The following is a 24,736-nucleotide window of genomic DNA, read 5'->3' as shown; positions in this document are numbered from 1 at the left end:
GTATTTACAGCATTCGATTAAATTTAAAGTAATAATGATTAAATTCTTCAATCATTATTACTTATTTTCATATAGGAAAAATTTTCTCAACTTCGGTTAACTATCTTATTAATACTTTAAAAATTCTACCAATTTTGGCTCTCTCCCAATTGCTGCCCTACAAATTCATAACGTATCGTTGAACGTGAAAATTTAATCGGGCAAGCCAGTTGTGCTTCGGTCTGCTGACTGCTGGATTTGAGTGGCACCTGTACGACCCATCCTCGCTGCTGGGCCAGATCAGAATGTAATGCTTCCTCAAGTTTGAGCACCGGTTCGACACAGACATCCAACGCGGCAAACAGCGTTTGCCATTCAGATAAAGACTTAGTCTTGATTTTATTCTGAATCGCCTGCTTCACTGCAGCATGATCTTCAGCGGCATAAGAAGCGCCTTTTTCCAGGAGAATCGGCAGCTCTAAAGACTGTGCCAGTCCCTGCATAAATTGTGGTTCCAGACTGCCAATCGACAGATAACGCCCATCTTGGGTTTCATAATAGTCGTAAAAAGTTCCGCCATTCAGATAGCCGGATTCTGGAGATTGATGCTGATTGCCAGCCAGACTGGCAGAAGCCGCCAGATTGCTCATCGTCACCACACAATCGGTCATGGAAATATCAATATATTGCCCTTTGCCACTTTGTTGGCGTTCAATCACCGCAGCCAGAATCGCAATCACAGCATGCATGGAACCACCCGCAACATCGGCAACCTGAATTCCCAAGGCAGGTGGACCATTTTCAATCCGGCCACTGTGTCCGGCAATTCCGGATAAAGCCAGATAATTAATGTCGTGCCCTGCCTTATCTTTATATGTGCCAGTTTGGCCATAACCGGTAATGGAACAGTAAATCAATTTTGGATTAATTTCGCTTAAGGTTTGATAATCTAAGCCTAGACGTTGCATCACCCCAGGACGGAATTGCTCAATCACAATGTCATAATCTGCAATCTTGGATTTGACCAGTTCGATATTTGCAGGATCTTTCAAATCCAGTGCAACCGATTGCTTGTTTCGATTCAGATAACTCTGTGAAGTGGCTTGTCCATTGGCAAAGGGTGGCATTAATCGCAACAGGTCCGGTCGGGTCGGTGATTCAATATGCACAACTTCTGCACCTAAATCAGCAAGATATAATGTGGCAAACGGGCCGGGTAAAAGTGTAGAAAAATCTAGGATTTTCAATCCTTTTAATACATATGACATTGGAGTATTTGCTCTACTTATATTGCTTTTTTCAGCATCTTAGGCACATAAATGCATAAAAACAATGTCATGTTCAGCCATTTACCTTGATAGTTTCGGCAATCTAATATGTAAGAAAATGGCAAAGGTATTCTTGTAAATTGCCATTGCTTTATTATTTTTCGTCATTTAGGTCAATTATTAGTGAACATTAAAGAGACTGAAGGATTAAACATGAGTCGTGATACGATCAGTATCCACTTCGTCAATGCAGCCTTATCTGGCGTTAAGCGTCTGGGCATGGATGTCGATACTTTATTGTCTCACGTCGGGATTGAAGCAGAATTGCTGCATCAGCCCAAAGCGCGTATTTCGCCTGAACAATATACCCGCTTTATTAAAATGTTGTGGATGGTAACCCAGGACGAGCATGTCGGCTTTGACAAACAGCAACGCCGTCTGGGTACGTTTGCGATCATGTGCCAGCTGATCATTCATGCCAAAACTCTGGGTGATGCACTGGAACTGTCTTCCCAGTTCTACAAACTCTTTGGTGATGACTGGTCGGTGACCCTGGAACGCGACAAACACGAAGCACGTCTGGTTCCGCTGATTCCAAATGCGATGGATCCGGATCATTTCATTACTGAAAGCATGCTGATGATCTGGCATGGCTTGGCGTCTTGGCTCATTGAGCGTCGCCTGCCACTGGAACGCGTGCATTTTAGTTATCCGCGTCCAGACCATGCCGATGAATATGATGCCTTATTCTTTGCGCCGGTAATGCAGTTCGATATGCCACGTACTGAAATCACTTTTGCTGCGGACTATCTGGACCTGCCAATTCGCCAGAATGAAGAAACTCTGGAAGAGTTTTTGAAAGCAGCACCGGCCCAACTGCTGGTGAAATTCAAAAATACCAATTCACTGACTTCTAGAATCCGTGATGTGCTGAAGAGCCAGATTGGTGAAGAAATGCCAACCTTGAATGATGTGGCATCGATGTTATATCTATCACCGCAAACCTTGCGTCGCCGTCTGGCAGCCGAAGGCAAAAGCTATCAAGGCGTGAAAGATGCATTGCGACGTGATGCCGCAATTCACCTGTTACTTAACCCTGATCTTACCCTTGAAGATGTCGCCCAACAGGTCGGTTTCAGTGAAACCAGTACCTTCCACCGTGCTTTCAAAAAATGGACAGGTGTGACTCCGGGTCTGTATCGTCAATTACATGGCTATCATTAATCAAGTAATGCCGCAAAAGAGCATGTAATAATAAAACCAGTTCTCTCCGCCTAAGCAAAAGCTTAGGCTTTTTTATAGCTAAAATTGGCTAAATCGCTCAAATGATCTGGCCCGTTCTCGTCATTGCACTTCAAAAATTAAGTATTACACTCGAGTCATTAGAATAATTTTCATCAAATCAATAAAAGGGACATGCTATGAGCGAGGCATATATTATTGACGCCATTCGTACGCCACGCGGAAAAGGCAAAAAAGATGGATCTTTACATCAGGTAAAACCCATTTCATTATTGACTGGCTTACTCAACGAACTTCAGGCTCGTCATCAGTTTGACACCGCAAAAGTAGATGATATCGTGCTCGGTTGTGTCACCCCAATTGGTGATCAGGGCGCCAATATTGCCAAAACGGCTGCCATCGCTGCTGGTTGGGATAATGATGTAGCGGGTGTGCAAATTAACCGTTTTTGTGCTTCCGGTCTGGAAGCTGTCAATCTGGCCGCACAAAAAGTCCGCTCTGGCTGGGAATATCTGGTTGTGGCAGGTGGAGTCGAATCCATGTCCCGCGTGCCGATGGGTTCTGACGGTGGTCCTTGGGCACTGGACCCTGAGACCAATATGGCCTGTGACTTTATTCCACAAGGTATTGGTGCAGATTTGATTGCCACGATTGACGGTTATACGCGTTCTGATGTAGATCAATTTGCCGAACAATCACAACAGAAAGCAGCTGCCGCTCAAGCCAATGGTTATTTCAACGCCTCTGTTATCCCGGTAAAAGACAAAGCTGGTGTAGTAATCCTGGACAAAGACGAATTTATCAAACCGACAACGACTGCAGAAGGCCTAGGCAAACTCAATCCAAGTTTCGCCACTATGGGACAAATGGGCTTTGATGCAATTGCCCTGCAAAAATATCCTGAAGTGGGTGCTGTCAATCATGTGCATCATGCCGGGAATTCTTCAGGAATTGTCGATGGCGCGGCTGTGGTTTTGATCGCATCGGAACAAGCAGTAAAAGAACAAGGTCTGAAGCCACGTGCCAAAGTACTGGCGACGGCACTGGTCGGTGCAGATCCAACCATTATGCTGACCGGCCCTGCCCCGGCTGCTCGTAAGGCCTTGGCTAAGGCGGGTTTAACGATTGATGATATTGACCTGTTTGAAGTCAATGAAGCTTTTGCTGCCGTGGTGATGCGCTTTATCAATGAAATGAAGATTGATCCTGCCAAGGTGAATGTCAACGGCGGTGCAATTGCCATGGGACATCCACTCGGTGCGACTGGTGCGATGATTTTAGGGACATTACTGGACGAGTTAGAACGCCAGGGGAAAAAACGTGGATTAGCCACACTTTGCGTGGGTGGTGGTATGGGCATCGCAACCATTATTGAACTGGTATAAGGAGAAAAATAATGAGCGCAATTCAATATCAAAAAAATGAAGATAATATTGTTATTTTAACGTTTGATTCTCCAAACCAGTCTGCCAATACCATGAATGCCGACTTTCGTACGGCACTAGATGAAGTCGTTGTCCAGTTACAAGCAGATGAAGATATTGCCGGGATTATTTTCCGTTCAGCGAAAAAAACTTTCTTTGCTGGCGGCGATCTGGATGAACTGATTCAAGCCACTCCTGAGCATGCAACTGAATTCTTCAATATGATTGAAGAGATGAAAGCCAAACTACGCTATATCGAAACTCGCGGTATTCCTGTGGTTGCTGCACTGAATGGTACAGCGCTTGGCGGGGGCTGGGAAATTGCCTTGTGTGCCCATCATCGTATTGCCCTGAATGACCCTAAAAGCAAATTTGGCCTACCTGAAGTCACACTGGGTTTATTACCAGGTGGCGGTGGTATCGTCCGTAGCGTCCGCCTGCTCGGTCTGCAAAATGCCCTTCCTTTATTAATGGAAGGCAAACAGTTTGGAGTCGATAAAGCCAGATCTTTAGGGTTGATTCATGAGATCGCAGACAGTACAGATGAATTGCTAGAAAAGGCCATTGCCTGGATCAAAGCCAATCCAAAATCTCAGCAGCCATTCGATGTAAAAGGCTATAAAATTCCGGGTGGTAGCCCTTCGACACCAGCAGTTGCCCAGATGCTGGCAATTGCTCCGGCGATGCTGCGCGATAAAACCAAAGGCTGCTACCCTGCACCTGAAGCGATCATGTCGGCTGCGGTAGAAGGTGCACAGGTCGATGTCGATACTGCCCTGACCATTGAATCGCGTTACTTTACTTATTTGGCGACCAGTCAAATTTCTAAAAATATGATTGGCACTTTCTGGCATGGTCTGAATGCAATCAAGTCCGGTGCCAGTCGCCCTCAAGATATTGAAAAGTGGAAAGCCACTAAAGTCGGTATTTTAGGTGCAGGCATGATGGGTGCTGGGATCGCCTATGCCACTGCCAGCACAGGCATTCCAGTAGTTCTGAAAGATATTTCATTAGAAGCGGCTGAAAAAGGCAAATCCTATAGCCAGAAACTGCTGGATAAAAAAGTCGCTCAAGGGCGTTTATCAGCCGAGAAACGAGATCATTTTTTAAGCCTGATTCAAACAACTGCATCGAATGAAGATCTAGCGGGTTGTGACCTGATCATTGAAGCCGTCTTTGAAAATCCCGCGCTCAAGGCTCAAGTCACGCAAGAGGCAGAGCAATATCTTGCCAGCAACGGGGTGATGGCTTCGAATACCTCGACCCTGCCGATCACAGAGTTAGCCCAGGCTTCAAGAAATGATCAGAACTTTATCGGCCTGCATTTCTTCAGTCCGGTCGATAAAATGCAGCTGGTGGAAATTATCAAAGGTAAAAATACCTCGGCAGAAACGCTGGCCAAAGCTTTCGATTTCGTGCAGCAGATTGGCAAATTACCGATTGTGGTGAATGACAGCCGTGGTTTCTTTACTAGCCGCGTGTTTGGTACCTTTATACAGGAAGGTTTACGCCTGCTGGCAGAAGGTGTACATCCGGCACGAATTGAAATGGCTGCACTCAAAGCCGGTATGCCAGTGGGCCCGTTGGCGATTCAGGATGAAGTGTCCTTGACCTTATCTGAACATGTAGCCAATGAAAGATATAAAGCTTTAGAAGCACAAGGTCAGACCATCCCTAAATCACCTGCGGATGATGTGATTCACAGCATGATTCACGAATTTAACCGTAAAGGTAAGGCTGCAGGCGCAGGTTTTTATGATTATCCGGCCAATGCCAAAAAGCAGCTCTGGTCTGGTCTTAGCCACTGGAAAAAAGACAACGATATTTCTGAACAGGAAATGATTGATCGCTTCCTGTTTGTACAGGCACTGGATACGGTTCGCTGTCTGGAAGAAGGTGTTTTGGAATCTGTGGTCGATGCCAATGTCGGTTCCATTTTTGGCATTGGCTTTGCCGCCTGGACGGGCGGTGCAGTACAATTCCTGAATCAGTATGGTTTAGCCAAAGCCGTGACCCGTGCCAAAGTACTTGAAAATAAATATGGCGAACGCTTCAAAGCCCCACAACTCCTCAGAGATCGTGCAGCACATGCCCAGCCGATTCAATAATTTGAGCACTTAAATAAAAAGAGGAACGTGTTTCCTCTTTTTTTATGATCCAGATTGGGCTTAAGCACTGGATAGACTCATCTGATGACAGATTTCGATCTGCTTTTTGATCAATTTATGTTATAAAGTTACATAAGTTTGGTATCCACGTGGGTAAAACCTATGACTGATCACAGTTCACCTGAAAAATCTCCTTGGGGTTGGAAAGCACTTATTATCTTCTGTATTTTAGGTGGATTATTCATGCTTATTTTTTGGCTCGCGATAAGTAATGAACCGGATTACATGCCAAGCCAGCAAAATAAACAGACTACCCAGCAGCATGCTTTTAAAAATGCACCAACGATGTCTCCAGAAGCGCTTGCCAAAGCTCAGGCAGATCGTGAAGCACGTGAAGCTGCCAATGTGGCTCCTACAGGTACGACAGCCGCTGAACACAATATGTCAGCTGAAGAACATGCCAATATGGATAATGCCGAGCACAGCTCAAATGCAGCGCATGGCCACTAATTCAGATTCAGGCTATGCATCAAAAAGCGAGGTCAATGCCTCGCTTTTTTGTATTTGAAGGGCTGAAAATTAGGGTGTGTTGACACTTTTAGCTTAAAAAAATAGCGAAGTAGTAAAATCAAATCGCCAAACCCAATTTTACTATTCGCTATGCCTCGTACCATGCTGACAGATCAACACTGGCAAAAGTTGAAAGTTATTCTGCGTAATTTATCCATTCACCACAACTCAAATTTACGCAATTTTATTGAAGCTATTCTCTATAGAATTAGAACAGGCTGTCCGTGGCGAGATATTCCTTGTTGTTTTGGTCATTCAAACTCTATTTTCAAACGTTTTAATCGTTGGTCAAGCAGCGGTAAGTTACTTAGATTATTCAAATTACTAGCCTCATGCCCCGATATGGAGTGGATTTTTATTGATGGCTCTCATGTACGTGCTCATCAACATTCTGCCGGCATAGCGAATCAATCTATTTCTAAAAGTGTAGGAGGAAACTCCTCAAAAATACATTTGATTGTTGATGCACATGGCAATCCTATTGATTTCATGATTACCGATGGAACCACACATGATGTTAAAGTTGCACCTGATTTAATATCAACATTAGATTTAAAAGAGACAAAAGTGGTATGCGCAGATAAAGGCTATGATTCAGAACCACTGCGTGAACAGATCAGGAAAACAGGGACTAAAGCGAATATACCAAAGAAAACAAATAGCCAATCGAACAATGACCATATGGACTGGTATTTATATAAAATCAGGCATTTAGTTGAAAATATGTTTTGTAGATTAAAGCAATTTAGAGGAATAGCTACTCGATATGACAAGCTCAAAAGAAATTATCAAAGTTCTGTTGCTTTAGCCTGTATATTTTTATGGCTACCTTTATAGGGTTAATTATGAACAGTAAATGTCAACAGACCCTAAAGTTTTAAATACATATCAATATGCGGAATACCACAATCCAGATATTCCTCACCTTGAGCTTCAAATCCCAGCGCTTGATAGAAGCCAATGGCATGCACTTGCGAAGATAGCTTGACCAACTCACGCTGCTCTGCACGCGCATAGTCAATCACGGCCTGCATCAAGCGCTGACCAACACCTAAACCGCGTGTTGTTGCTAGGACTGCAACCCGACCGATACTGTTATTTGACAATAAGCGTGCTGTAGCAATCGCCTGATCCTGCTGAAAAACAATGAAATGTACAGCAACCACATCCTCAGCATCCCACTCATCTTCAGCTGCAATATGCTGTTCTTGAATAAACACGGCTTCACGAATCGCTTTGGCATACACTGCCAAAGCTTTCCAGCTGCCGGACACTATTTTCAGTTCTGGGTTGTTTAGCATTTAGAACCCATTCCCTGCTGATCCCACTGGTCATTGAGCAACAATTCCAGTGAATGTTTCTGGATACCATACATCTCTTTTAAGGCCTGAATTTGTGCCAGAACCGCCTGATCAGGTTGTTGATAGTCTTTACGTTTTGTCGCCAGAATCATTTTATTTTTACTGGTATGTTCCAGCGCCACAAATTCAAAAACTTTGGTTTCATAACCATAAGCTTTGAGCAGTAAAGCACGAATGGTATCGGTCAACATTTCTGCCTGCTGTCCGGCATGAATACCAAACTGTAACATCGGGCTGAGGACTTTTGGCGCCTGCAACTGCGGACGCAATTCCTTATGACAACACGGTGCACACATGATCATCTGCGCATTCAGGCGAATCCCGCTATGAATCGCAAAATCTGTTGCTACATCACAAGCATGTAAGGCAATCATCACATCCAGACGTTCCGGTGCATAAGTACGGACATCCCCCTGGAAAAAGTCCAGCTGATCAAAACCAGATTGCTGCGCGACATTCTGGCAGAATTCAACCATTTTCGGATTAAGCTCTACCCCGGTGACATACGGCGTTTGACCATGTTTTTGCATATAGTCATATAAAGCACAAGTCAGATAGCCCTTACCCGAACCAAAATCCACCACGCGCAGGCCTTCAGCCTGTGGCTTAATCTGTGCCAATGCACCTGAGAAGATTTCTACAAACTTATTAATCTGCTTCCATTTACGCGCCATGCTCGGAATGATTTGCGCTTTTTGATCGGTAATACCGAGATATTGGAGAAAGATGCTGTCCTGATCGACATAACGTTGTTTAATCCGGTCATGGCCTTGTTCAGCAGGCTTCACCTGATTCATCGTGGCTTTATGTTTGCTACGCGTTAACATGGCTTTTTTCTTGTTTTTTTTCAGCTGTAATTCTTCATCTACTGTCATCAGATTGGCCTGTTTGCAACACGCCAGTAGTGAAGTAACCTGGAATAATGCTTCATCTAAAGGATAATTTTTCGTGACATCCTGCGTCTTGTAACGATATAGACAGCTCAATACGCGCTGTTCATTTAATGTAATGACTCGCAAGGTCATTTTCTCTAAATCCTGCAGTTCACCTTTATACTGGCTTAAGATCAGGCGATCAAATTGATTCCTTTCAACAGCTTGCTGAAAGGTATCCAAGAATTGCTGTTCCTGATCTGAGAGAGTTGCCAACGTTGACATAGATAAAACCTGAAATGAATTGCGCATCAAGTTTAAATCTTCTTAACCTAAAAGCAAAATTGAATTACTATACAAGTGTATATTTGAAAAAGAATGACAATCATGCAGAATGCTCCACTGGTTCCAGATTATGATCAAAATGAGGAACGGATTAACTATATTAGTCATGGTGTAGGTGCCGGGCTGTCCATTATTGCCGGTATTCTTTTGATTATTAAAGGGTCTTACCTGAGTACTGGACAATGGATTGGTCTTTGGGTTTATGCACTGAGCATGATTCTGTTATTTTCTGCTTCCATGCTTTACCACATGGCCACTGCAGCAGACCGCCGTTATTTTTATAAAAAAATCGATCATACTGCGATTTATTATTTAATCGCCGGAACTTATACCCCTTTCCTATCGATTGCCATTCCGACCGCCAAAGCCCAGTATTTATTGATTGCTCTCTGGGTGATTGCTCTTCTTGGTACACTTTTCAAGTTCGTTTTCATTCATTGTTTTCAGAAACTTTCTTTGGCGGCTTATCTGGCCATGGGCTGGCTGGCGCTGCTGGTGATTGATGATATGCAGCAATATTTAAGTGCTCAATCTTTAACCTTTCTCATCATTGGTGGACTCGCTTATACCGTGGGTGCATTGTTTTACGCTTTAAAAAGAGTAAGATATACCCACGCTATCTGGCACATATTTGTATTGATAGGCGCAGGATCACATTTTCTGTCTATCTATCTTTACGTGATTTAATCATCTCCTTTTTCATTTCAGTGACCCTGAGCGAGTTGAAGCGAGAAGATTGCAGTTGTTTTTTTAAAAAATTACGCCTTTTTTAAAAAGATTACGCTTTTAAAACTAAGTTTTTTTATTTTTAGTAAGTGTAAGGTTTTCCATGGCGTCGTCTAATTCTGCTGCTCAGCCAGCACAAAATTCAAAATTTCGCGTTTTAACAGCGAGCTTGGTAGGCACCACAATCGAATTCTTCGATTTTTATATTTATGCCACCGCTGCTGTCATTATTTTTCCGTATCTGTTCTTCCCTACCAGTACAGATCCGATGACCGCAACCATTCAGTCTCTTGCGACTTTTGCCATTGCCTTTATTGCCCGTCCGATTGGTGCAGCATTATTTGGTCATTTAGGTGACCGGATCGGACGAAAAGCCACCTTGGTCGCTGCTTTGCTGACTATGGGGATTTCAACCGTTGCGATTGGTCTATTGCCAACTTATGCGCAAATCGGAATTGCTGCGCCACTGTTACTTGCACTGTGCCGTTTAGGTCAGGGCTTGGGTCTGGGTGGTGAATGGTCAGGTGCGGTACTTCTTGCAACTGAAAATGCCCCGGAAGGCAAACGTGCCTGGTACGGCATGTTCCCGCAACTGGGTGCTCCAATCGGCTTTATTCTGGCAACAGGTTCTTTCCTGACCCTTGGCGCTTTCATGTCTGAAGCTGACTTTATGGCGTGGGGCTGGCGTATTCCGTTTATCTCAAGTGCCTTGTTGGTGATTGTCGGTTTATGGATTCGTCTAAAATTGCATGAAACCCCTGCTTTCCAGAAAGTGCTGGATAAACAGAAAGAAGTGAATGTTCCTTTTGTTCAGGTATTCAAAAAGCATTCTCGTATGCTGGTTCTGGGTACGATTGCTGCAATCTGTACTTTCGTTGTGTTCTACCTGACTACGGTATTTGCGCTGCAATGGGGAACAAAACAACTCGGTTATTCTCGTGAAGAATTCCTGCAATTGCAATTAGTTGCAACCCTATGTTTTGCTGCCTTTATCCCGCTTTCAGCAGTATTGGCTGAGAAATTTGGCCGTAAGACCACTTCGATTGCGGTATGTGTCATTTCTGCGATCTTCGGTATCTTCTTTGCAGATATGCTTGAATCTGGCAGCACTTTGGTGGTGTTCCTGTTCTTGTGTATTGGTCTGGCGATCATGGGCTTAACTTATGGGCCAATCGGTACTGTATTGTCTGAAATCTTCCCGACTTCAGTACGTTACACAGGTTCTGCATTGACCTTTAACTTGGCAGGCATTTTCGGCGCATCATTTGCACCGTTAATCGCAACCAAGCTGGCAACAGCCTATGGTTTGTCTGCAGTCGGTTATTATCTGACCGCAGCATCTATCCTGTCACTTGTCGCGTTTTTGCTGATTCGTGAAACCAAGAATGATGATGTAAATAATCAGATCTAAGATTTTAGATTGATTCAAAAGCCAGCACTTGATGCTGGCTTTTTTTATGATTTCACAACAAAACTCGGCTACTTATCTCGTTAAATTTGCTCAACAATCAAATGAACTCAATTTAAAAAAATGAGGCAAGGCCATGCAGGATCTTATTGAATACCTCTCGCAGGAGCAGTTGGTCAATATCATTATTTTGCTGGAAGATGATAAAAAATTAGAAGCTGTTCGCTATATCACCGAGAATACACCCTTGGATGAAGCTCAGGCGCTGCAAGTGATTGATGAAATTGTGCAGGAACATGATGTGGTCATGAAGCATGAGAGTATCGGTCCACGCTTTAGTGATGATGCCGGTGATATCGACCTGGTGACACCGCCACTGGAAATCCCCACCCATCCTAGTTTGAGTACACCGACAGAAGCTGAAATCACTGCGCAACAATTACGTGAAAATGTGCCAACCCGAAAAATTGAAAAGAAAATCTGGATGATGGCGGCCGTCGCAGTGGTCTTGCTGATTCTGGTCTGGATCATCAGTTAACGCGGTACAGAATGCCGGCTGAATTTAAATCAGTTCAATAATATCAATGGTAGGCGGCACCCGGAAACGGAAAGGTACACCGACCAAACCGGTACCGACAGTCACGAACACATCTGCATGTTCATGACGGTACATGCCCTTTTTATGTCCCAAAATTGAAACCTTTTTCATGACGTAATTAGTTAGCCAAGGCAGCTCTACCTGTCCGCCATGAGTATGCCCGGACAGCATCAGAGGACGCGTTGGCAGTTTTGGAATCATATCGACCGTATCAGGGTTATGCGAAAGAATGACCCAAGGCTTGTCCTGAGGCAAGTCTGGCAAACTGCGCATATCGGCTTTACCAGCCCAGAGGTCGCCTACGCCCAAAAGTCGGAATTCATCAAATTCGACAATTTGACCTTCAATATCCATAACCTGATTGACTTGCAATGCATAGTGCAATAACTCTCGAATCGGCGGTCCGGGATATTGCTCATCGTGATTACCATTGACTGAATAGACCGGAGCGTGAATCTCTTTTAAAACCGCCAGTTCCTGTGCCAGTTTATTTTCTGGCTCGTAAGTCCAGTCGCCAGCAACCACCACCAAATCAGGTTGAATATGATTTAATTTGTGTACAATTTGTCGCAACTGACGCTCATGACCCGAAAACAGACCGATATGCAAATCTGCAATCAGGGCGATTTTTACTGGCTGCTTTAAACGTTTATCTGCATTGATCTGATATTGTGTCGTTTTCACTTGAATTAAATGTGGCTCGATAAAGCGTGCATAAGTCAAAACCCCACTCAGCAAAAATACAAAAATAGCTTCATGCAGCGAATAATACCCCGTCCATCCAGCATAAATACTGAAGAAAACCAAAGGGATTAATAAATAGGCAAGATAAAACGCCAGCAAATGACCAAAAGCTTTAAAGGGATGAATGGTTTCGGTACGTGATTGGCTCGACCATGCCTGAGCCACAGCCCAGATGGCTAAAATCGCCATTCCTAGATAAAAATAAAACAGTACGGAATTCGAATCCCACATAAATTGGCCTTATTCAGTCGAGCAGCAGATTACTGGCTTTATATTTATCTTTTCATAGCTGGCAATTATACTCAATTCTAATTTTTCATTCTTCGACTTATATGGCCACTGCTCCCCGCGATCAAGTTCATCTTCAATCCTCAAGTTTTATACGCACTCATCGCTATAAAGCCGGCATTTTACTGAGCTGTAGCCTGGTACTGGGTCTGCCTGCGTGTAGCACCTTACCCAAGCAAACCGAACAGCCAAGCCAGATGGCATTTGAAACGGATACATCGCGAACCAGCCTGGCACAAATTGTTGAACCTTTACGTGATCAGAACATCGGGTTGACCGGTTATCGCGTGCTGTATGATCCGCTTGAAGCACTGGCTGCGCGGATTCAGCTGATTAATAAAGCGGAACGCAGTCTGGATCTGCAATATTACATTTGGGATAATGACCGAATCGGTGCCCTCGCCCTGCATGCGATTATTCAGGCAGCGGATCGTGGCGTAAAAGTGCGCCTGTTGATGGATGACAATAATGCCAAGAAAATGGAAGGGATTTATCTGGCCTTAAACCAGCATCAGAATATCGATGTCAAACTGTATAATCCCTATCGCTTTCGTAAATACCGCGCCATGGACATGGTGCTGGATTTAAAGCGCATTAACCGCCGCATGCACAATAAAAGTTTTATTGCCGATAACCAGATTGCCTTGATTGGCGGCCGCAATATGAGCAACCAGTATTATAATGTCAGTGAAAGCTATCAGTTCTCTGATGTCGATGTGATGCTGGTCGGTGCGGCATCGGATGAAATCATTCATTCCTTCGATGAATACTGGAATGATGATTATGCCTATCCGGTGCAAGAGGTTGTGAATCCACGGCATCATGGCTTACGTTTTCCAAGTTTAAAAGAACAGCTAGAAACCCATAGTCAGGATCCAGCGACTCAAAATTATCTGGATCTGGCCAATCGTTCCAGAGCCTTTGACCAATGGCTGGAACAAAACATTCAGCTGGATTGGGTGGAAGCTGAAGTGGTCAAAGATCCACCGAGCAAAATCAAAGCCAAGGCCAAAACCGAAGAACACCTGAATTTCCAGTTATTACAGCGCCTGGAAAAACCTGAACAAAGTGTCGATATTGTCTCTGCCTATTTTGTCCCGGAAAAAATTGGTGCAGACCGTTTAAAGAAACTGGCGAATGAGAATATCAAGGTTCGCGTCCTGACCAACTCTTTTAAGGCCAACGACGTTGCCGTGGTGCATGCCTTTTATGCCAAATATCGTCAGGATCTATTGGAAAATGGGGTGCAGCTGTATGAGTTCTTGGCAGCGCCAGAAGCTAATCACCTAAATGCCAATACTGAGGAAATTTCGAAAAAAGCTAAAGTCAGCCTGAAAGGACTGAGCCGTTCCAGCCTGCATGCCAAACTGATGGCACTGGATCAAAAACAGGTGTTTATTGGTTCTTTTAACTTTGATCCGCGTTCAGCCTATTTGAATACTGAAATTGGCGTGTTGCTGAACAGTCCGTCTTTGGCACGTGCAGTACACGACACCATGGACAAAAATTTAAGCAAATATGCGTATAAACTGGTGCTGGATGCGAATCAGAACATTAACTGGAAAATCAAGAAAGCCAATGGTGACGTTCAAACGTTTACCAAAGAACCAAAAATGAAATGGTATCAGAAAGCTGGACTTAAACTGGTGTCGTGGCTGCCTATTGAAGGCTTTATGTAAGTTTGATTCTTTGAACAAAAACCATAAAAAAGCCTCTTATTGAGGCTTTTTTAATACCCGTGACTGAAGTTCAACTAGGCCAGTCTGCATTTTTTCTTGGACCACACGGGTCAGGCTTTCAACCGTATGCCCTTCCGTGGCAATTGCAGGTAAAGCCACTAAATGTGCAATGACTTGCGGCATTTCCAGTACTTTTTTGACATGGGCAGCAAAACTGATGTCATTGACAAACGGCGCAACCATATCCAGTTCACCCTGCTGATTCACATAACAAATCAGACAGATTTGTACAGGACGCTGCGCTTCAATCGCGGCGCCTAAAATCCGGCCGTGCACTTTTTTGATGGCTCGCCCATCAGAAGTCGTCGCTTCAGGAAAGAACAGCACCGGAATATTCTGTTTCAGGAAACCGGTAATTTGTTCACGAATCCTGACGGAATCTCCTGAACCACGTTTAATAAATAAGGTGCCACCACCCTTGGCCAATTTGCCTAGAATTGGCCAGTTCTCAATTTCTGCTTTCGCCAGAAAAAATACGCGTGCCCCTGAACCCAGAACTGCAATATCGAGCCAGGACACATGGTTACTGACCCATAAGGCGGGTTCACGCGGAATCTCGCCATGTACCCGCACTTCGATATTGAATACTTTGCATAACTGGCGGCAAAAATGTTGCACATAGCGAGTATTGGTCGGGTTATTCGGATTTTTATATAAGCCATGACGAAAAACCAAATAGAACCCCTCACTGATGGTGGCCAATGAGGCGGTAATTTTCCGGCTATACAGAAAAAACTTGGCCAAGCCTTCGATATCTGGAGTCTGGTTTTGTACAGTTGAGTTCATAAAAACGTCATTAAATCCTAAGCGAGATACAGGGAATATCCACGAATTAAACTCATTCTATACTGTTCATTCGCAACTTGCATTGATAATAAAAATCGACCAATAACATCTATATCTTCAATTTTAATTGGATTAAAAAATCATTCAAACTAAAACTATCGAAATATTAGATTGAAAAGGATCGTAGCCATGCCAGATCAAACCCAGCCCGCGAACGACACACCTCAGCCTTTACAAGTGCTCAAATATATTTTGGGCGGCACCTTCATCTATGCCGTGGTACTGGTAACACTTGCACAACTGTTTATCAGCGCACTTTAAACCAAAGCGGCGCTAATTCAGTATCTGCACAGCCCTTTTTCAACTACACTAAAGTTTTCAAGTGGAGATTGGCCTGAGTGGAATATTTACAACAACATCGAGGGAGAGAGCGCGTCATTCTGGTGAGTGTCAGCGTACAAATGCTGGATGACCTTGATGCTGAAGAGTTTCGTTTGCTGGCCCAGTCTGCAGATACTGAAATTCTCGAACATATTTATGCTCAGCGGGTGAAACCCGATGCCAAATTTTTTATCGGCTCCGGCAAGGCAGAAGAAATCGCTGAACGTGTTGAAGAGCTGGAGGCCAATCTGGTCATTTTTGACCATGCCCTAACCCCAGCCCAAGCCCGTAATCTGGAACAGGTGATTAAATGCCGCGTGGTCGATCGTACTGAACTGATTCTGGATATTTTTGCCCAGCGTGCCCGTACCTATGAAGGTAAGCTGCAAGTCGAACTGGCACAGTTACAACATTTATCTTCACGTTTAATTCGTAGTCGTGGCAATCTCGACAGCCAGAAAGGCGGGATCGGTTTACGTGGCCCGGGTGAAACCCTGCTTGAAACAGACCGCCGTTTGCTGCGTATCCGTATGGGACAACTCAAGGCACGCATTGATAAAGTCCGCCAGACCCGGATGCAAGGCCGTGTTGCCCGTCAAAAAGCAGCTGTTCCAACAGTATCTTTAGTCGGCTATACCAATGCCGGCAAGTCGACCCTCTTTAATTTACTCGCCAACAGCGATGTCTATGCAGCCAATCAGCTGTTTGCAACCTTGGACCCTACTTTACGGCGTCTGGAATGGGATGGGATCGGCAATCTGGTGCTGGCCGATACGGTCGGTTTTGTCCGTAATCTTTCACATTCTCTGGTGGAATCCTTTAAAGCAACTTTGGAGGAAACCGTAGAAGCCACGCTGTTACTGCATGTCATTGATTCAAGCAGCCCAGAAATGCTGGAGCAGATTGAAGCTGTAGAAAAAGTCCTGAAAGAAATTGGTGTCGATGTTCCGATCCTGCAGGTTTACAATAAAATTGACTGTAGCGGTGACGAGGCCAAAATTATTTATCGACGTCCGGGTGAGCCAGAACGTGTCTATGTTTCAGCATATAGTGGCGAAGGAATTGACCTGCTGCGTAAAGCAGTACATGAGTCCTTGATGGGGCAACTACAGTCTTTCGATTTAATCTTGAAACCCGCTTATGGCAAGCTGCGCAACCAGCTCTATGGTCTGAATGTGATCCAGTCAGAACATTATGATGATGAAGGCCAGTTGCATCTGCATATTCGAATTGCCCCACAGAAACTGGAACAGTTGATTAAACAGGCGCATTTACCTTTAGATGAAATCCTGGGCAAACAGGCGCAGCAATTTCAACGTCCACTGGAAGCGTTTGAAATCCAGTCAAAGATCGAGTAAAACTTGATAAGTAAACTTATTAATATTAATGATCATAGCAATGAACTGGATAAAACGAATAGATTGGCCGGCATGGATCGGCACCCTTTTACTAATTATTGTCTTTCGGGAAGCTTCAGTCTGGTTAATGACCCAACTGAATCATCCTGAATTAGGTAATCTGGTCGGATTATTGAGCCTTTTAATTGCGCTGTTTACCTGGCGCTATTTTGGCAAGCTTCCTGCTCGCCTGGTCGATACCAATAACAAGCTCATGAAGGAAAGCGCCTTTGCCTTCCTGCCTGTCAGTGCAGGTGCACTGATGATGCTGGTACATATGGGCCAGAAAATTCCGGCCTTTCTGTTCATCATGTTTTTCAGCACCCTGATTCCTTTATGGATTTACGCCAAAATGGCCAAGCGCTGGTTATAGGAGTTCCGCATGTTATCTATTTTGTATGGCTTTGCGGTTACCCTCATCGCCTATCTGATTGCCAAACCCTGTAACCGGTTCATTCCGCAAATTCCCGTCATCGTGTTCAGCATGTTCTTTGTACTGGTGATTTTATTTGCGCTCGGCATTCCCTATGAAAATTACATGGATGAAGTTAATCCACTCTTTAACCATTTACTCGGCTATGTGACCGTCGCATTGGCTATCCCTCTGGCCGCGATGCGCTATGATGACCTGCCGCTCAAGGCCATTATCGGCATTTTAGTTTTTGCCAGTATTAGTGCTGTCGCCTTGCCGATGGGACTGGCTTATCTGCTGCATATGTCCTCTGCAGACATTATGGCGTTTGCTACCCGTGCCGTGACTACTCCAATTGCGATTAATATTGCCACCCTGCTGGATGCACCCATCAGCATGGTCATTTTGATCGTGATTCTTTCTGGTGTGATTGGTGCAGCTTTTTCTCCATTTATTCTGAGACATATCAATGATGAGCGCGCTTCCGGACTGGCTTTAGGACTGGCCGCGCATGCTATTGGTACAGCTCAGGCCTGGCAGCGCGGCAGTGTTGCAGGTCGTTATGCTGCTTTTGGCATGGCGGTAAATGCGGTCTTTACCGCGATCTGGTTGCCAACTTTTATACTTTATTTGCAAAAAATGTGACTAGTGAATCAAATTATTCATTTGTTTTATAGGGTAATCGTTCTTACTATAGAGTAAGAACACTAATCTCACCTAGGAACAGATATATGAAAAAGGTTCAATTCTTTTCAACTTTACTTTTAGCCTCTTTCAGCCATCTGGCCTTTGCCTCTGACCTTTCAGGCACATGGAGAAATATTGACGACAAAACTGGTTCGCCTAAAGCATTCCTCGAAATTCGTGAGACGGCTTCCGGCGTCTATGCTGCCAAGATCACAAAAATTACCCCGCGTCCTGGATATACCCCGAAAGAAAACTGTGTGTCCTGTCCTGCACCTTATACCAATAAACCTATTCTCGGTCTGGATGTGCTCACTGGCTTAAAGCACGTCGGCAATAACAGTTTTGCTCAAGGCAAGCTGCTTGATCCATTATCAGGGAATCTTTATAACACCAAGGCAAAATTAAGTGCCAATGGGAAACGTCTGATCCTACGCGGCTATATCGGCGTTTCAGCACTAGGCCGTAGTCAAACCTGGATTAAGCAGGATTAATTCCTGCTTTATTAAATAAAATGTGACGGGGTTATGCTTTAGTAGATAGAAGCTTGCATTTTAATGCATTAAGTTGTATGAATATTAAACATATGCTTTTTTCATGCAATATATATTATGAAAGTGTATTAACGTAGTTTGCGTCAACATTCACCACATGGAATTAGGTGAATGTTCATAAAAAAATAAGGATAAGGATATCGCATGTATAAAATCGCAATTTTAACTGTTTTTTCAGCTTCTTTATTCACAGGCTCTATGGCCTTTGCTCAGGAGTTATCTGGTCTTTGGCAACAGATTGATGATAAAACCGGCTCACCTAAAGCATTGATTGAAATGAAAACGCAGGCTGATGGCTCCTATACCGGAACGATTAATAAAGTCACACCTCGCCCAGGTTATACACCACGGGAAAAATGTGTCAAATGTCCACCACCTTATACCGATAAACCGATTTTGGGATTAGACGTTATTAAAGGACTGAAACCCACCACCAAAAATAACTATGCACATGGCCGGGTACTCGATCCACTCACCGGCAAAATTTATGATTTAAAAGGGCGGATTTCTGCCAATGGGAAACGACTGACTTTACGTGGATATATCGGGATCTCTGCGATTGGTCGCACACAAACCTGGATTCGCCAGGATTAATAAAAACAGCACTTTTGTGTTGGGGATATTTTATTCATCTATAAAAAAGGCATAAATATAATGAAACAAACTAAATTAGGATTAATGTTCATCGCTGCACTGATGACTGGGACTGCTTATGCACAGGATCTGACGGGCATCTGGCAGCAAATTGATGATAAAACCGGCTCACCAAAAGCAATTATTGAAATTCGTCAAAATGATAATGGGACTTTTGCTGGAAAAATTATCAAAGTGACTCCACGTCCAGGCTATACTCCACAAAAGACCTGCAATAAATGTCCCGCGCCTTATACCAATCAGCCGATCATGGGCATGGATGTATTGACTGGTTTAAAACATGTGGAAGGCACCAACAATTATGAAAAAGGTAAAGTGATTGATCCATTGGCAGGTAAAGTTTATGACGCTCGAGTGCGTCTAAATGCCAATGGTAAACGTTTAACCTTGCGTGGTTATGTGGGTGTGTCCGCTTTAGGCCGTAGCCAGACCTGGATTCGCCAAGATTAATACCTAATTCTCATTATTCAAAAAAGCTGCCAAATTGGCAGCTTTTTTTAGTGTATCAACTCTATAGTATTCAGATAAGTGTTGACTATTTTAGTAAGATTTCTAACATGAGCGGGCGATGATAAAAATTCTTTGGAATGACTCTCTATGTTTAAAAAAATATTACTTGCCGCGCTTACAGCAGGATGTATGACGAATTTGTGGGCAGACGATATTACCGGGACCTGGCAACAAATTGATGATAAAACGGGGGCGGCTAAAGCGATTATCGTCATTAGCAAAGAAGCAAATAATACCTATTCAGGCAAAATTGTAAAAATCACGCCTCGCCCAGACTATAATCCACGTGAAAAATGCAATAACTGCCCTGCACCTTATACCAATCAGCCTATTTTAGGCATGACCATTTTAAAAGGCCTAAAACTGGTTGAAGGCACCAAAAATTATGACAAAGGTCGTATTATCGATCCATTGGCAGGTAAAATTTATGATGCAAAAATGCGTTTAAACAATACCGGTAAACGTTTAACCTTACGTGCCAGTATGGGCGTTTCAGTTCTAGGCCGTAACCAGACCTGGATTCGTGCAGACTAATCAAGAATCCAAGAATTAAAAAAGCCACGTGATCACGTGGCTTTTTATTGGATACACTTAGATCACCGGATTATCAACCGCGAACATCTGCTGATCTTCCAGGCGGAAGGCCATCAGTTGATTACCCCAGACACAACCGCCATCTACATTCTGAATCTTGTTCGAAATGGTTTTACCGTTCAAGGCGGCCCAGTGACCAAACAGGATCTGATGAGTTTGTGCGGCCTGTGATTCAAACTCAAACCAAGGTTTAAAGCCTTGCGGCATCGGATCATCCAGCGCATCTTTAAAGCTGTATTCCAGGCGTCCCTTAGCATCGATTAAACGCATCCGGGTCAAGTAATTCACGATACAGCGAATACGTTCATGGCCTTGTAGTTGATCCGACCAGAGTGCTGGTTCTTTCCCGAACATTTCTTTCAGGAAATCATCCAGCACATCAAAGTCATCATGAGCAATGATCGCTTCAACTTCTTGTGCCAATTGAGCAGTTTTTTCTGCACTCCAGATATTCGGAATTCCAGCATGCGTCAGAATAGTCTGCTCATTTGGAAATAGACACATTGGCTGTTTGCGCAGCCAGTCAATCAGGTCATCACTGTCGATCGCATCAATCACATCACGGACATTGTCTTTTTCTTTTACTGGCTTGATACCACGGGCATAAGCCAGCAAAGTCAAATCATGATTTCCCAAGACCGTCGCAGCCGCACCTTGTTCAGCCAGCTTTTTGATAAACCGCAATGCAGCGATTGAGTTTTCACCACGTGCAACCAAATCTCCAGCAAACCAGATAAAATCTTGTTCTGCATCAAACTGGATTTCCTTGAGTAAAGCTTTCAAGGCCTCAAAACAACCTTGAACATCCCCAATCACATAATTATATCGAGCAGTGCGGTTCATCGTAATTTAAGCCACCATTTGATCTGAAAGTGCAACAAACTGTTCAAGGGTTAGGGTTTCTGGACGCGCCATCGGATCAACACCCGCTTTTTCAAAACCTTCTTCGACCAGCATACCCTTCAAGCTGTTACGCAGAGTTTTACGACGCTGGGTAAAGACATGCGATACCAGACGTGCCAGCGCTTTTTCATTCTTCGCCACAATCGGTTTAACTTTATAAGGCTCTAAACGGAATACCGCTGAGGTCACTTTTGGAGGCGGATTAAAAGATCCAGGTGGCACTTCGAATAAGAAAGTCGGTTTACAGAAATATTGAATCATCACCGACAGACGGCCATATTCTTTGGTATTCGGTGATGCGGTAATGCGATCCACGACTTCTTTTTGTAGCATGAAATGCATGTCTTGCACTTTGTCACCAAATTCCAAAAGATGGAATAACAATGGCGTAGAAATATTATAAGGCAAGTTACCGACGACACGTAGTGGACGATCTTCCTGAAACAATTGAGAATAATCATATCTCAAGGCATCGGCTTCAATAATGGTTAAACGTTCCGGATGCGGCACACGACCCGGCAGACCAGCAGCCAGATCACGATCCAGCTCAAGTACGGTTAAGGCATCACATTCGCCAATTAAAGGTGAAGTCAAAGCGGCCAGACCCGGGCCAATTTCCAGAATGTTCTGACCTGGACGCGGATTGACTGAGCGTACAATTTTGGCAATGACACGCTGGTCATGTAAAAAGTTTTGACCAAATCTTTTTCGAGCCTGATGCCCTTCATCTTTTGGGTTTAAGGCATTAATTTGATACATAAAAACATTTCCAACGTGAGTGATGAACAATAATCAGTGGCGCGCCAGATCGAGGGCTAAATCGACAGCAACGTGCAGGCTGGAACTTTTCGCAAGTCCCGTCCCCGCAAGGGAGAGTGCTGTGCCATGATCAACAGAAGTTCGAATAAACGGTAAGCCGAGGGTAATATTAATGGCTTCACCAAAGCCCTGTGATTTTAACACAGGTAAGCCCTGATCGTGATACATCGCCAGAACAGCATCAGCATCTTTTAGGTTTTCTGGAGTAAATAAAGTATCAGCAGGTAGGCTTAAACTCATGTTGATACCTTGGGCACGATAGCTTTCGAGTACCGGATTGATCACTTCAATTTCTTCCATCCCCAAATAACCGCCCTCCCCGGCATGCGGATTTAAACCGCAAACCAGTATATTCGGCTGTTCAATCTTGAATTTGGATTTCAGGTCGTGAATCAGAATATCAATCACCTGATGCAAGCGTTCAGGCGTAATCGCATCTGCCACGGCACGAAGCGGAAGATGGGTAGTGGCCAAGGCCACGCGTAAAGTTTTGGTGGCCAGCATCATGACTACACGTGGAACACCAGCAAATTCCTGGTAATACTCGGTATGACCACTAAAAGAAATGCCCGCTTCATTTATCACGGACTTTTGTACAGGCGCAGTCGCGACGCCGACACTTTTTCCTGACATGGCATAGTCTGCGGATCGACGCAGTTGCTCCAGTACATAAGCCGCATTGTTCAGATTCAGCTCACCCAATACGACGTCTTGCTGCACGGGAACATGCTCTACAAATAGCTGACCGATGCCTGAAGATGACTCCTGTCCTTGATATTCAATCAGCTCAACCGATAATTTGAGTATCTGAGCACGTTGCTCGAGCATATGAATATCCGCCAATACCACAATTGGGCGCTCATCAACACGATCTGCAAGACTCAGGCAAATATCAGGACCAATTCCGGCAGGTTCCCCACTGGTGACATATAAAGGCAGCATCATCTTCTCAATTTGGCAAAGCTGAGAAATATTATAACCCGATCACGCCTACGCTGTAGTAATCATTGCAAAGAGTACTTATAAATCAATATTTTGATACCATTGAAACTATGGTTACAAATATAGTTGCAGTTTTTGTAGCATATAAAGGCTTAGGTCTTTCTTTCACCAGGGAGATTAGATAAAATACAGCGCTTGAAATTTTAATTTTCATTTGTGATTCTTCACGTATTCGTTTAGAATCGCGTCTCCTTTAGTTTGGACAGATTCCATAGTCCAAACCAACTATAATAGGTAGTGGTTTAATGAAAACTCTCAGCGCTAAGCCAGCTGAAGTTCAACACGACTGGTACGTTGTTGATGCTTCTGGCAAAACTTTAGGTCGCCTTGCGACTGAAATCGCTCGTCGTTTACGCGGTAAGCATAAAACTTCTTATACTCCTCACGTTGACACTGGCGACTACATCGTTGTTATCAATGCTGAAGAAATCACTGTGACTGGTAAAAAGTCACAAGATAAGAAATACTATCGCCACACTGGTTTCCCTGGTGGTATCCGTGAGACTAACTTTGAAAAGTTAATCGCTCACAAACCAGAAGCAGTTCTAGAAAAAGCTGTTAAAGGTATGTTACCTAAAGGTCCTCTTGGTTATGCAATGATCAAGAAAATGAAAGTGTATGCAGGTACTGAGCATCCACACGCTGCTCAACAGCCACAAGTTTTGGACATCTAAGGGATAACAGCACATGGCTACTAATTATGGTACAGGTCGCCGTAAGACCGCAACTGCACGTGTTTTCCTATCAGCTGGTACTGGTAAACTCGTAATTAACAACCGTACTCTTGAACAGTATTTCGGTCGTGAAACTGCTCGTATGGTTGTTAACCAACCACTTGAGCTTCTTGAAGCTACTGACAAATATGACCTTTACATCACTGTTGCTGGTGGTGGTATTGGTGGTCAAGCAGGCGCTATCCGTCACGGTATTACTCGTGCATTGATCGCTTCTGACGAAACTTTAAAACCTGCTCTTCGTCAAGCTGGTTTCGTTACTCGTGATGCTCGTGAAGTTGAACGTAAGAAACTTGGTTTACGTAAAGCTCGTAAACGTCCTCAGTTCTCTAAACGTTAATTCGTTTACCGAATCGGACAAAAAACCCTGGATTTTCCAGGGTTTTTTTATGGCGGTTAGTGGGTCATTTAGAACTTTTTTCTTGTTATTGTTCATGTACATCCTTACCCCATACCCCTTCGTGACACCAGAATGACTTCATCAAATAATAATTTGCGATCCCAATACAGATAAACAGCAAAATGACAGGAAGCTTGATCAGCATCTTATTTTCCTCCAGTTGTTTTTCTTATAATCTACCTTGGCTCAAGCCGATTGATCTTTGATGCTTGGTGCTTTTTAGGTTGAATTTTA

At 43.9% G+C, this 24,736-nt stretch carries 26 protein-coding genes and 1 pseudogene; 19 read left to right on the top strand and 8 right to left on the bottom strand.

Annotation, left to right across the window (positions count from 1 at the left end):
• Positions 1–125 precede the first annotated feature (125 nt).
• Complete coding sequence (locus PYW33_RS02955; RefSeq protein ID WP_004645945.1) at positions 126–1,247, bottom strand: CaiB/BaiF CoA transferase family protein; 1,122 nt, start codon at positions 1,245–1,247, stop codon at positions 126–128.
• A gap of 213 nt (positions 1,248–1,460) precedes the next feature.
• Between PYW33_RS02955 and PYW33_RS02950 the strand changes: the two genes are divergently transcribed.
• The 5 genes and pseudogenes from PYW33_RS02950 to PYW33_RS02930 all read left to right on the top strand — a co-directional run bounded on the left by PYW33_RS02950 (position 1,461) and on the right by PYW33_RS02930 (position 7,447).
• Positions 1,461–2,471 carry an AraC family transcriptional regulator gene (locus PYW33_RS02950; protein WP_004645946.1) on the top strand — a complete coding sequence of 337 codons (1,011 nt, stop codon included), beginning with the start codon at positions 1,461–1,463 and terminating at the stop codon, positions 2,469–2,471.
• 197 nt (positions 2,472–2,668) lie between these two features.
• Positions 2,669–3,874 (top strand): acetyl-CoA C-acetyltransferase, encoded by a 1,206-nt coding sequence (locus PYW33_RS02945; protein WP_004645947.1) that lies wholly within the window; start codon positions 2,669–2,671, stop codon positions 3,872–3,874.
• A gap of 11 nt (positions 3,875–3,885) precedes the next feature.
• Positions 3,886–6,021, top strand: a complete 2,136-nt coding sequence (locus PYW33_RS02940; RefSeq protein ID WP_004645948.1) for a 3-hydroxyacyl-CoA dehydrogenase NAD-binding domain-containing protein — start codon at positions 3,886–3,888, stop codon at positions 6,019–6,021.
• 162 nt (positions 6,022–6,183) lie between these two features.
• Positions 6,184–6,531 (top strand): hypothetical protein, encoded by a 348-nt coding sequence (locus tag PYW33_RS02935; protein ID WP_016806670.1) that lies wholly within the window; start codon positions 6,184–6,186, stop codon positions 6,529–6,531.
• A 150-nt stretch (positions 6,532–6,681) separates the two neighbouring features.
• Positions 6,682–7,447 (top strand): annotated as a pseudogene (locus PYW33_RS02930) (IS5-like element ISAba31 family transposase).
• Between the two features lie 13 nt (positions 7,448–7,460).
• On the opposite strand, the gene PYW33_RS02925 reads toward PYW33_RS02930, so the two are convergent.
• Positions 7,461–7,892 carry a GNAT family N-acetyltransferase gene (locus PYW33_RS02925; protein ID WP_004645950.1) on the bottom strand — a complete coding sequence of 144 codons (432 nt, stop codon included), beginning with the start codon at positions 7,890–7,892 and terminating at the stop codon, positions 7,461–7,463.
• Positions 7,886–9,109 (bottom strand): class I SAM-dependent methyltransferase, encoded by a 1,224-nt coding sequence (locus tag PYW33_RS02920; protein WP_004645951.1) that lies wholly within the window; start codon positions 9,107–9,109, stop codon positions 7,886–7,888. Before PYW33_RS02920 ends, PYW33_RS02925 begins: the two co-directional genes overlap by 7 nt.
• A gap of 102 nt (positions 9,110–9,211) precedes the next feature.
• Between PYW33_RS02920 and trhA the strand changes: the two genes are divergently transcribed.
• The 3 genes from trhA to PYW33_RS02905 all read left to right on the top strand — a co-directional run bounded on the left by trhA (position 9,212) and on the right by PYW33_RS02905 (position 11,841).
• Positions 9,212–9,856, top strand: a complete 645-nt coding sequence (gene trhA, locus PYW33_RS02915; protein WP_004645953.1) for a PAQR family membrane homeostasis protein TrhA — start codon at positions 9,212–9,214, stop codon at positions 9,854–9,856.
• Positions 9,857–9,998: 142 nt separating this feature from the next.
• Complete coding sequence (locus PYW33_RS02910) at positions 9,999–11,306, top strand: MFS transporter (RefSeq protein WP_004281697.1); 1,308 nt, start codon at positions 9,999–10,001, stop codon at positions 11,304–11,306.
• Positions 11,307–11,439: 133 nt separating this feature from the next.
• The gene (locus tag PYW33_RS02905; RefSeq protein WP_004645954.1) at positions 11,440–11,841 is read left to right on the top strand and encodes a hypothetical protein; all 402 of its coding nucleotides are present in this window, start codon (positions 11,440–11,442) and stop codon (positions 11,839–11,841) included.
• A 24-nt stretch (positions 11,842–11,865) separates the two neighbouring features.
• Here PYW33_RS02905 and PYW33_RS02900 read toward each other — a convergent pair whose 3' ends face one another.
• A complete protein-coding gene (locus tag PYW33_RS02900; RefSeq protein WP_004281695.1) occupies positions 11,866–12,876 on the bottom strand; it encodes a metallophosphoesterase in 1,011 nt (336 codons plus the stop codon).
• Positions 12,877–12,977: 101 nt separating this feature from the next.
• On the opposite strand from PYW33_RS02900, the gene PYW33_RS02895 reads away from it, so the two are divergent.
• A complete protein-coding gene (locus PYW33_RS02895; RefSeq protein WP_004645955.1) occupies positions 12,978–14,612 on the top strand; it encodes a phospholipase D family protein in 1,635 nt (544 codons plus the stop codon).
• A gap of 36 nt (positions 14,613–14,648) precedes the next feature.
• On the opposite strand, the gene PYW33_RS02890 is transcribed toward PYW33_RS02895, so the two are convergent.
• Entirely contained in the window at positions 14,649–15,458 is an 810-nt protein-coding gene (locus tag PYW33_RS02890) for a lysophospholipid acyltransferase family protein (RefSeq protein WP_004645956.1), read from the bottom strand.
• A 189-nt stretch (positions 15,459–15,647) separates the two neighbouring features.
• On the opposite strand from PYW33_RS02890, the gene PYW33_RS02885 reads away from it, so the two are divergent.
• From PYW33_RS02885 to PYW33_RS02850, 8 genes are all read left to right on the top strand, one after another.
• On the top strand, positions 15,648–15,779 hold the full coding sequence (locus tag PYW33_RS02885; RefSeq protein ID WP_004645957.1) for a hypothetical protein: 132 nt from the start codon (positions 15,648–15,650) through the stop codon (positions 15,777–15,779).
• A 77-nt stretch (positions 15,780–15,856) separates the two neighbouring features.
• Positions 15,857–17,197: a ribosome rescue GTPase HflX gene (hflX, locus tag PYW33_RS02880; protein WP_004645958.1), complete on the top strand. Its 1,341-nt coding sequence runs from the start codon at positions 15,857–15,859 to the stop codon at positions 17,195–17,197.
• Between the two features lie 40 nt (positions 17,198–17,237).
• Positions 17,238–17,609, top strand: a complete 372-nt coding sequence (locus PYW33_RS02875) for a hypothetical protein (RefSeq protein WP_004281691.1) — start codon at positions 17,238–17,240, stop codon at positions 17,607–17,609.
• A gap of 9 nt (positions 17,610–17,618) precedes the next feature.
• Positions 17,619–18,293: an LrgB family protein gene (locus PYW33_RS02870; protein WP_004645959.1), complete on the top strand. Its 675-nt coding sequence runs from the start codon at positions 17,619–17,621 to the stop codon at positions 18,291–18,293.
• 86 nt (positions 18,294–18,379) lie between these two features.
• On the top strand, positions 18,380–18,826 hold the full coding sequence (locus tag PYW33_RS02865; protein ID WP_004645960.1) for a DUF2147 domain-containing protein: 447 nt from the start codon (positions 18,380–18,382) through the stop codon (positions 18,824–18,826).
• Between the two features lie 204 nt (positions 18,827–19,030).
• Entirely contained in the window at positions 19,031–19,480 is a 450-nt protein-coding gene (locus tag PYW33_RS02860; RefSeq protein ID WP_004645961.1) for a DUF2147 domain-containing protein, read from the top strand.
• A gap of 60 nt (positions 19,481–19,540) precedes the next feature.
• Complete coding sequence (locus PYW33_RS02855) at positions 19,541–19,990, top strand: DUF2147 domain-containing protein (RefSeq protein ID WP_004645963.1); 450 nt, start codon at positions 19,541–19,543, stop codon at positions 19,988–19,990.
• A gap of 147 nt (positions 19,991–20,137) precedes the next feature.
• Positions 20,138–20,584, top strand: a complete 447-nt coding sequence (locus tag PYW33_RS02850) for a DUF2147 domain-containing protein (protein WP_004645964.1) — start codon at positions 20,138–20,140, stop codon at positions 20,582–20,584.
• A 57-nt stretch (positions 20,585–20,641) separates the two neighbouring features.
• Here PYW33_RS02850 and PYW33_RS02845 read toward each other — a convergent pair whose 3' ends face one another.
• Genes PYW33_RS02845 through pdxA form a run of 3 tightly spaced genes read right to left on the bottom strand, consistent with a single transcriptional unit; the run spans position 20,642 to position 23,308 of the window.
• Positions 20,642–21,487, bottom strand: coding sequence for a symmetrical bis(5'-nucleosyl)-tetraphosphatase (locus PYW33_RS02845; RefSeq protein ID WP_004645965.1), 846 nt, complete (start codon positions 21,485–21,487; stop codon positions 20,642–20,644).
• Positions 21,488–21,493: 6 nt separating this feature from the next.
• Positions 21,494–22,306, bottom strand: a complete 813-nt coding sequence (gene rsmA / locus PYW33_RS02840) for a 16S rRNA (adenine(1518)-N(6)/adenine(1519)-N(6))-dimethyltransferase RsmA (RefSeq protein ID WP_004645966.1) — start codon at positions 22,304–22,306, stop codon at positions 21,494–21,496.
• Positions 22,307–22,339: 33 nt separating this feature from the next.
• Positions 22,340–23,308 carry a 4-hydroxythreonine-4-phosphate dehydrogenase PdxA gene (gene pdxA, locus PYW33_RS02835; protein WP_004645967.1) on the bottom strand — a complete coding sequence of 323 codons (969 nt, stop codon included), beginning with the start codon at positions 23,306–23,308 and terminating at the stop codon, positions 22,340–22,342.
• A gap of 305 nt (positions 23,309–23,613) precedes the next feature.
• On the opposite strand from pdxA, the gene rplM reads away from it, so the two are divergent.
• Positions 23,614–24,042, top strand: a complete 429-nt coding sequence (rplM, locus tag PYW33_RS02830; RefSeq protein ID WP_004281682.1) for a 50S ribosomal protein L13 — start codon at positions 23,614–23,616, stop codon at positions 24,040–24,042.
• 13 nt (positions 24,043–24,055) lie between these two features.
• Positions 24,056–24,442 carry a 30S ribosomal protein S9 gene (gene rpsI / locus PYW33_RS02825; protein ID WP_004281681.1) on the top strand — a complete coding sequence of 129 codons (387 nt, stop codon included), beginning with the start codon at positions 24,056–24,058 and terminating at the stop codon, positions 24,440–24,442.
• Positions 24,443–24,736 lie beyond the last annotated feature (294 nt).

Source organism: Acinetobacter lwoffii (genome assembly GCF_029024105.1).
In the GTDB taxonomy this organism is placed as follows: domain Bacteria; phylum Pseudomonadota; class Gammaproteobacteria; order Pseudomonadales; family Moraxellaceae; genus Acinetobacter; species Acinetobacter lwoffii.
The sequence above is the reverse complement of the archived record's forward strand: the minus strand, read 5'-3'. Positions and strand labels throughout refer to the sequence as shown.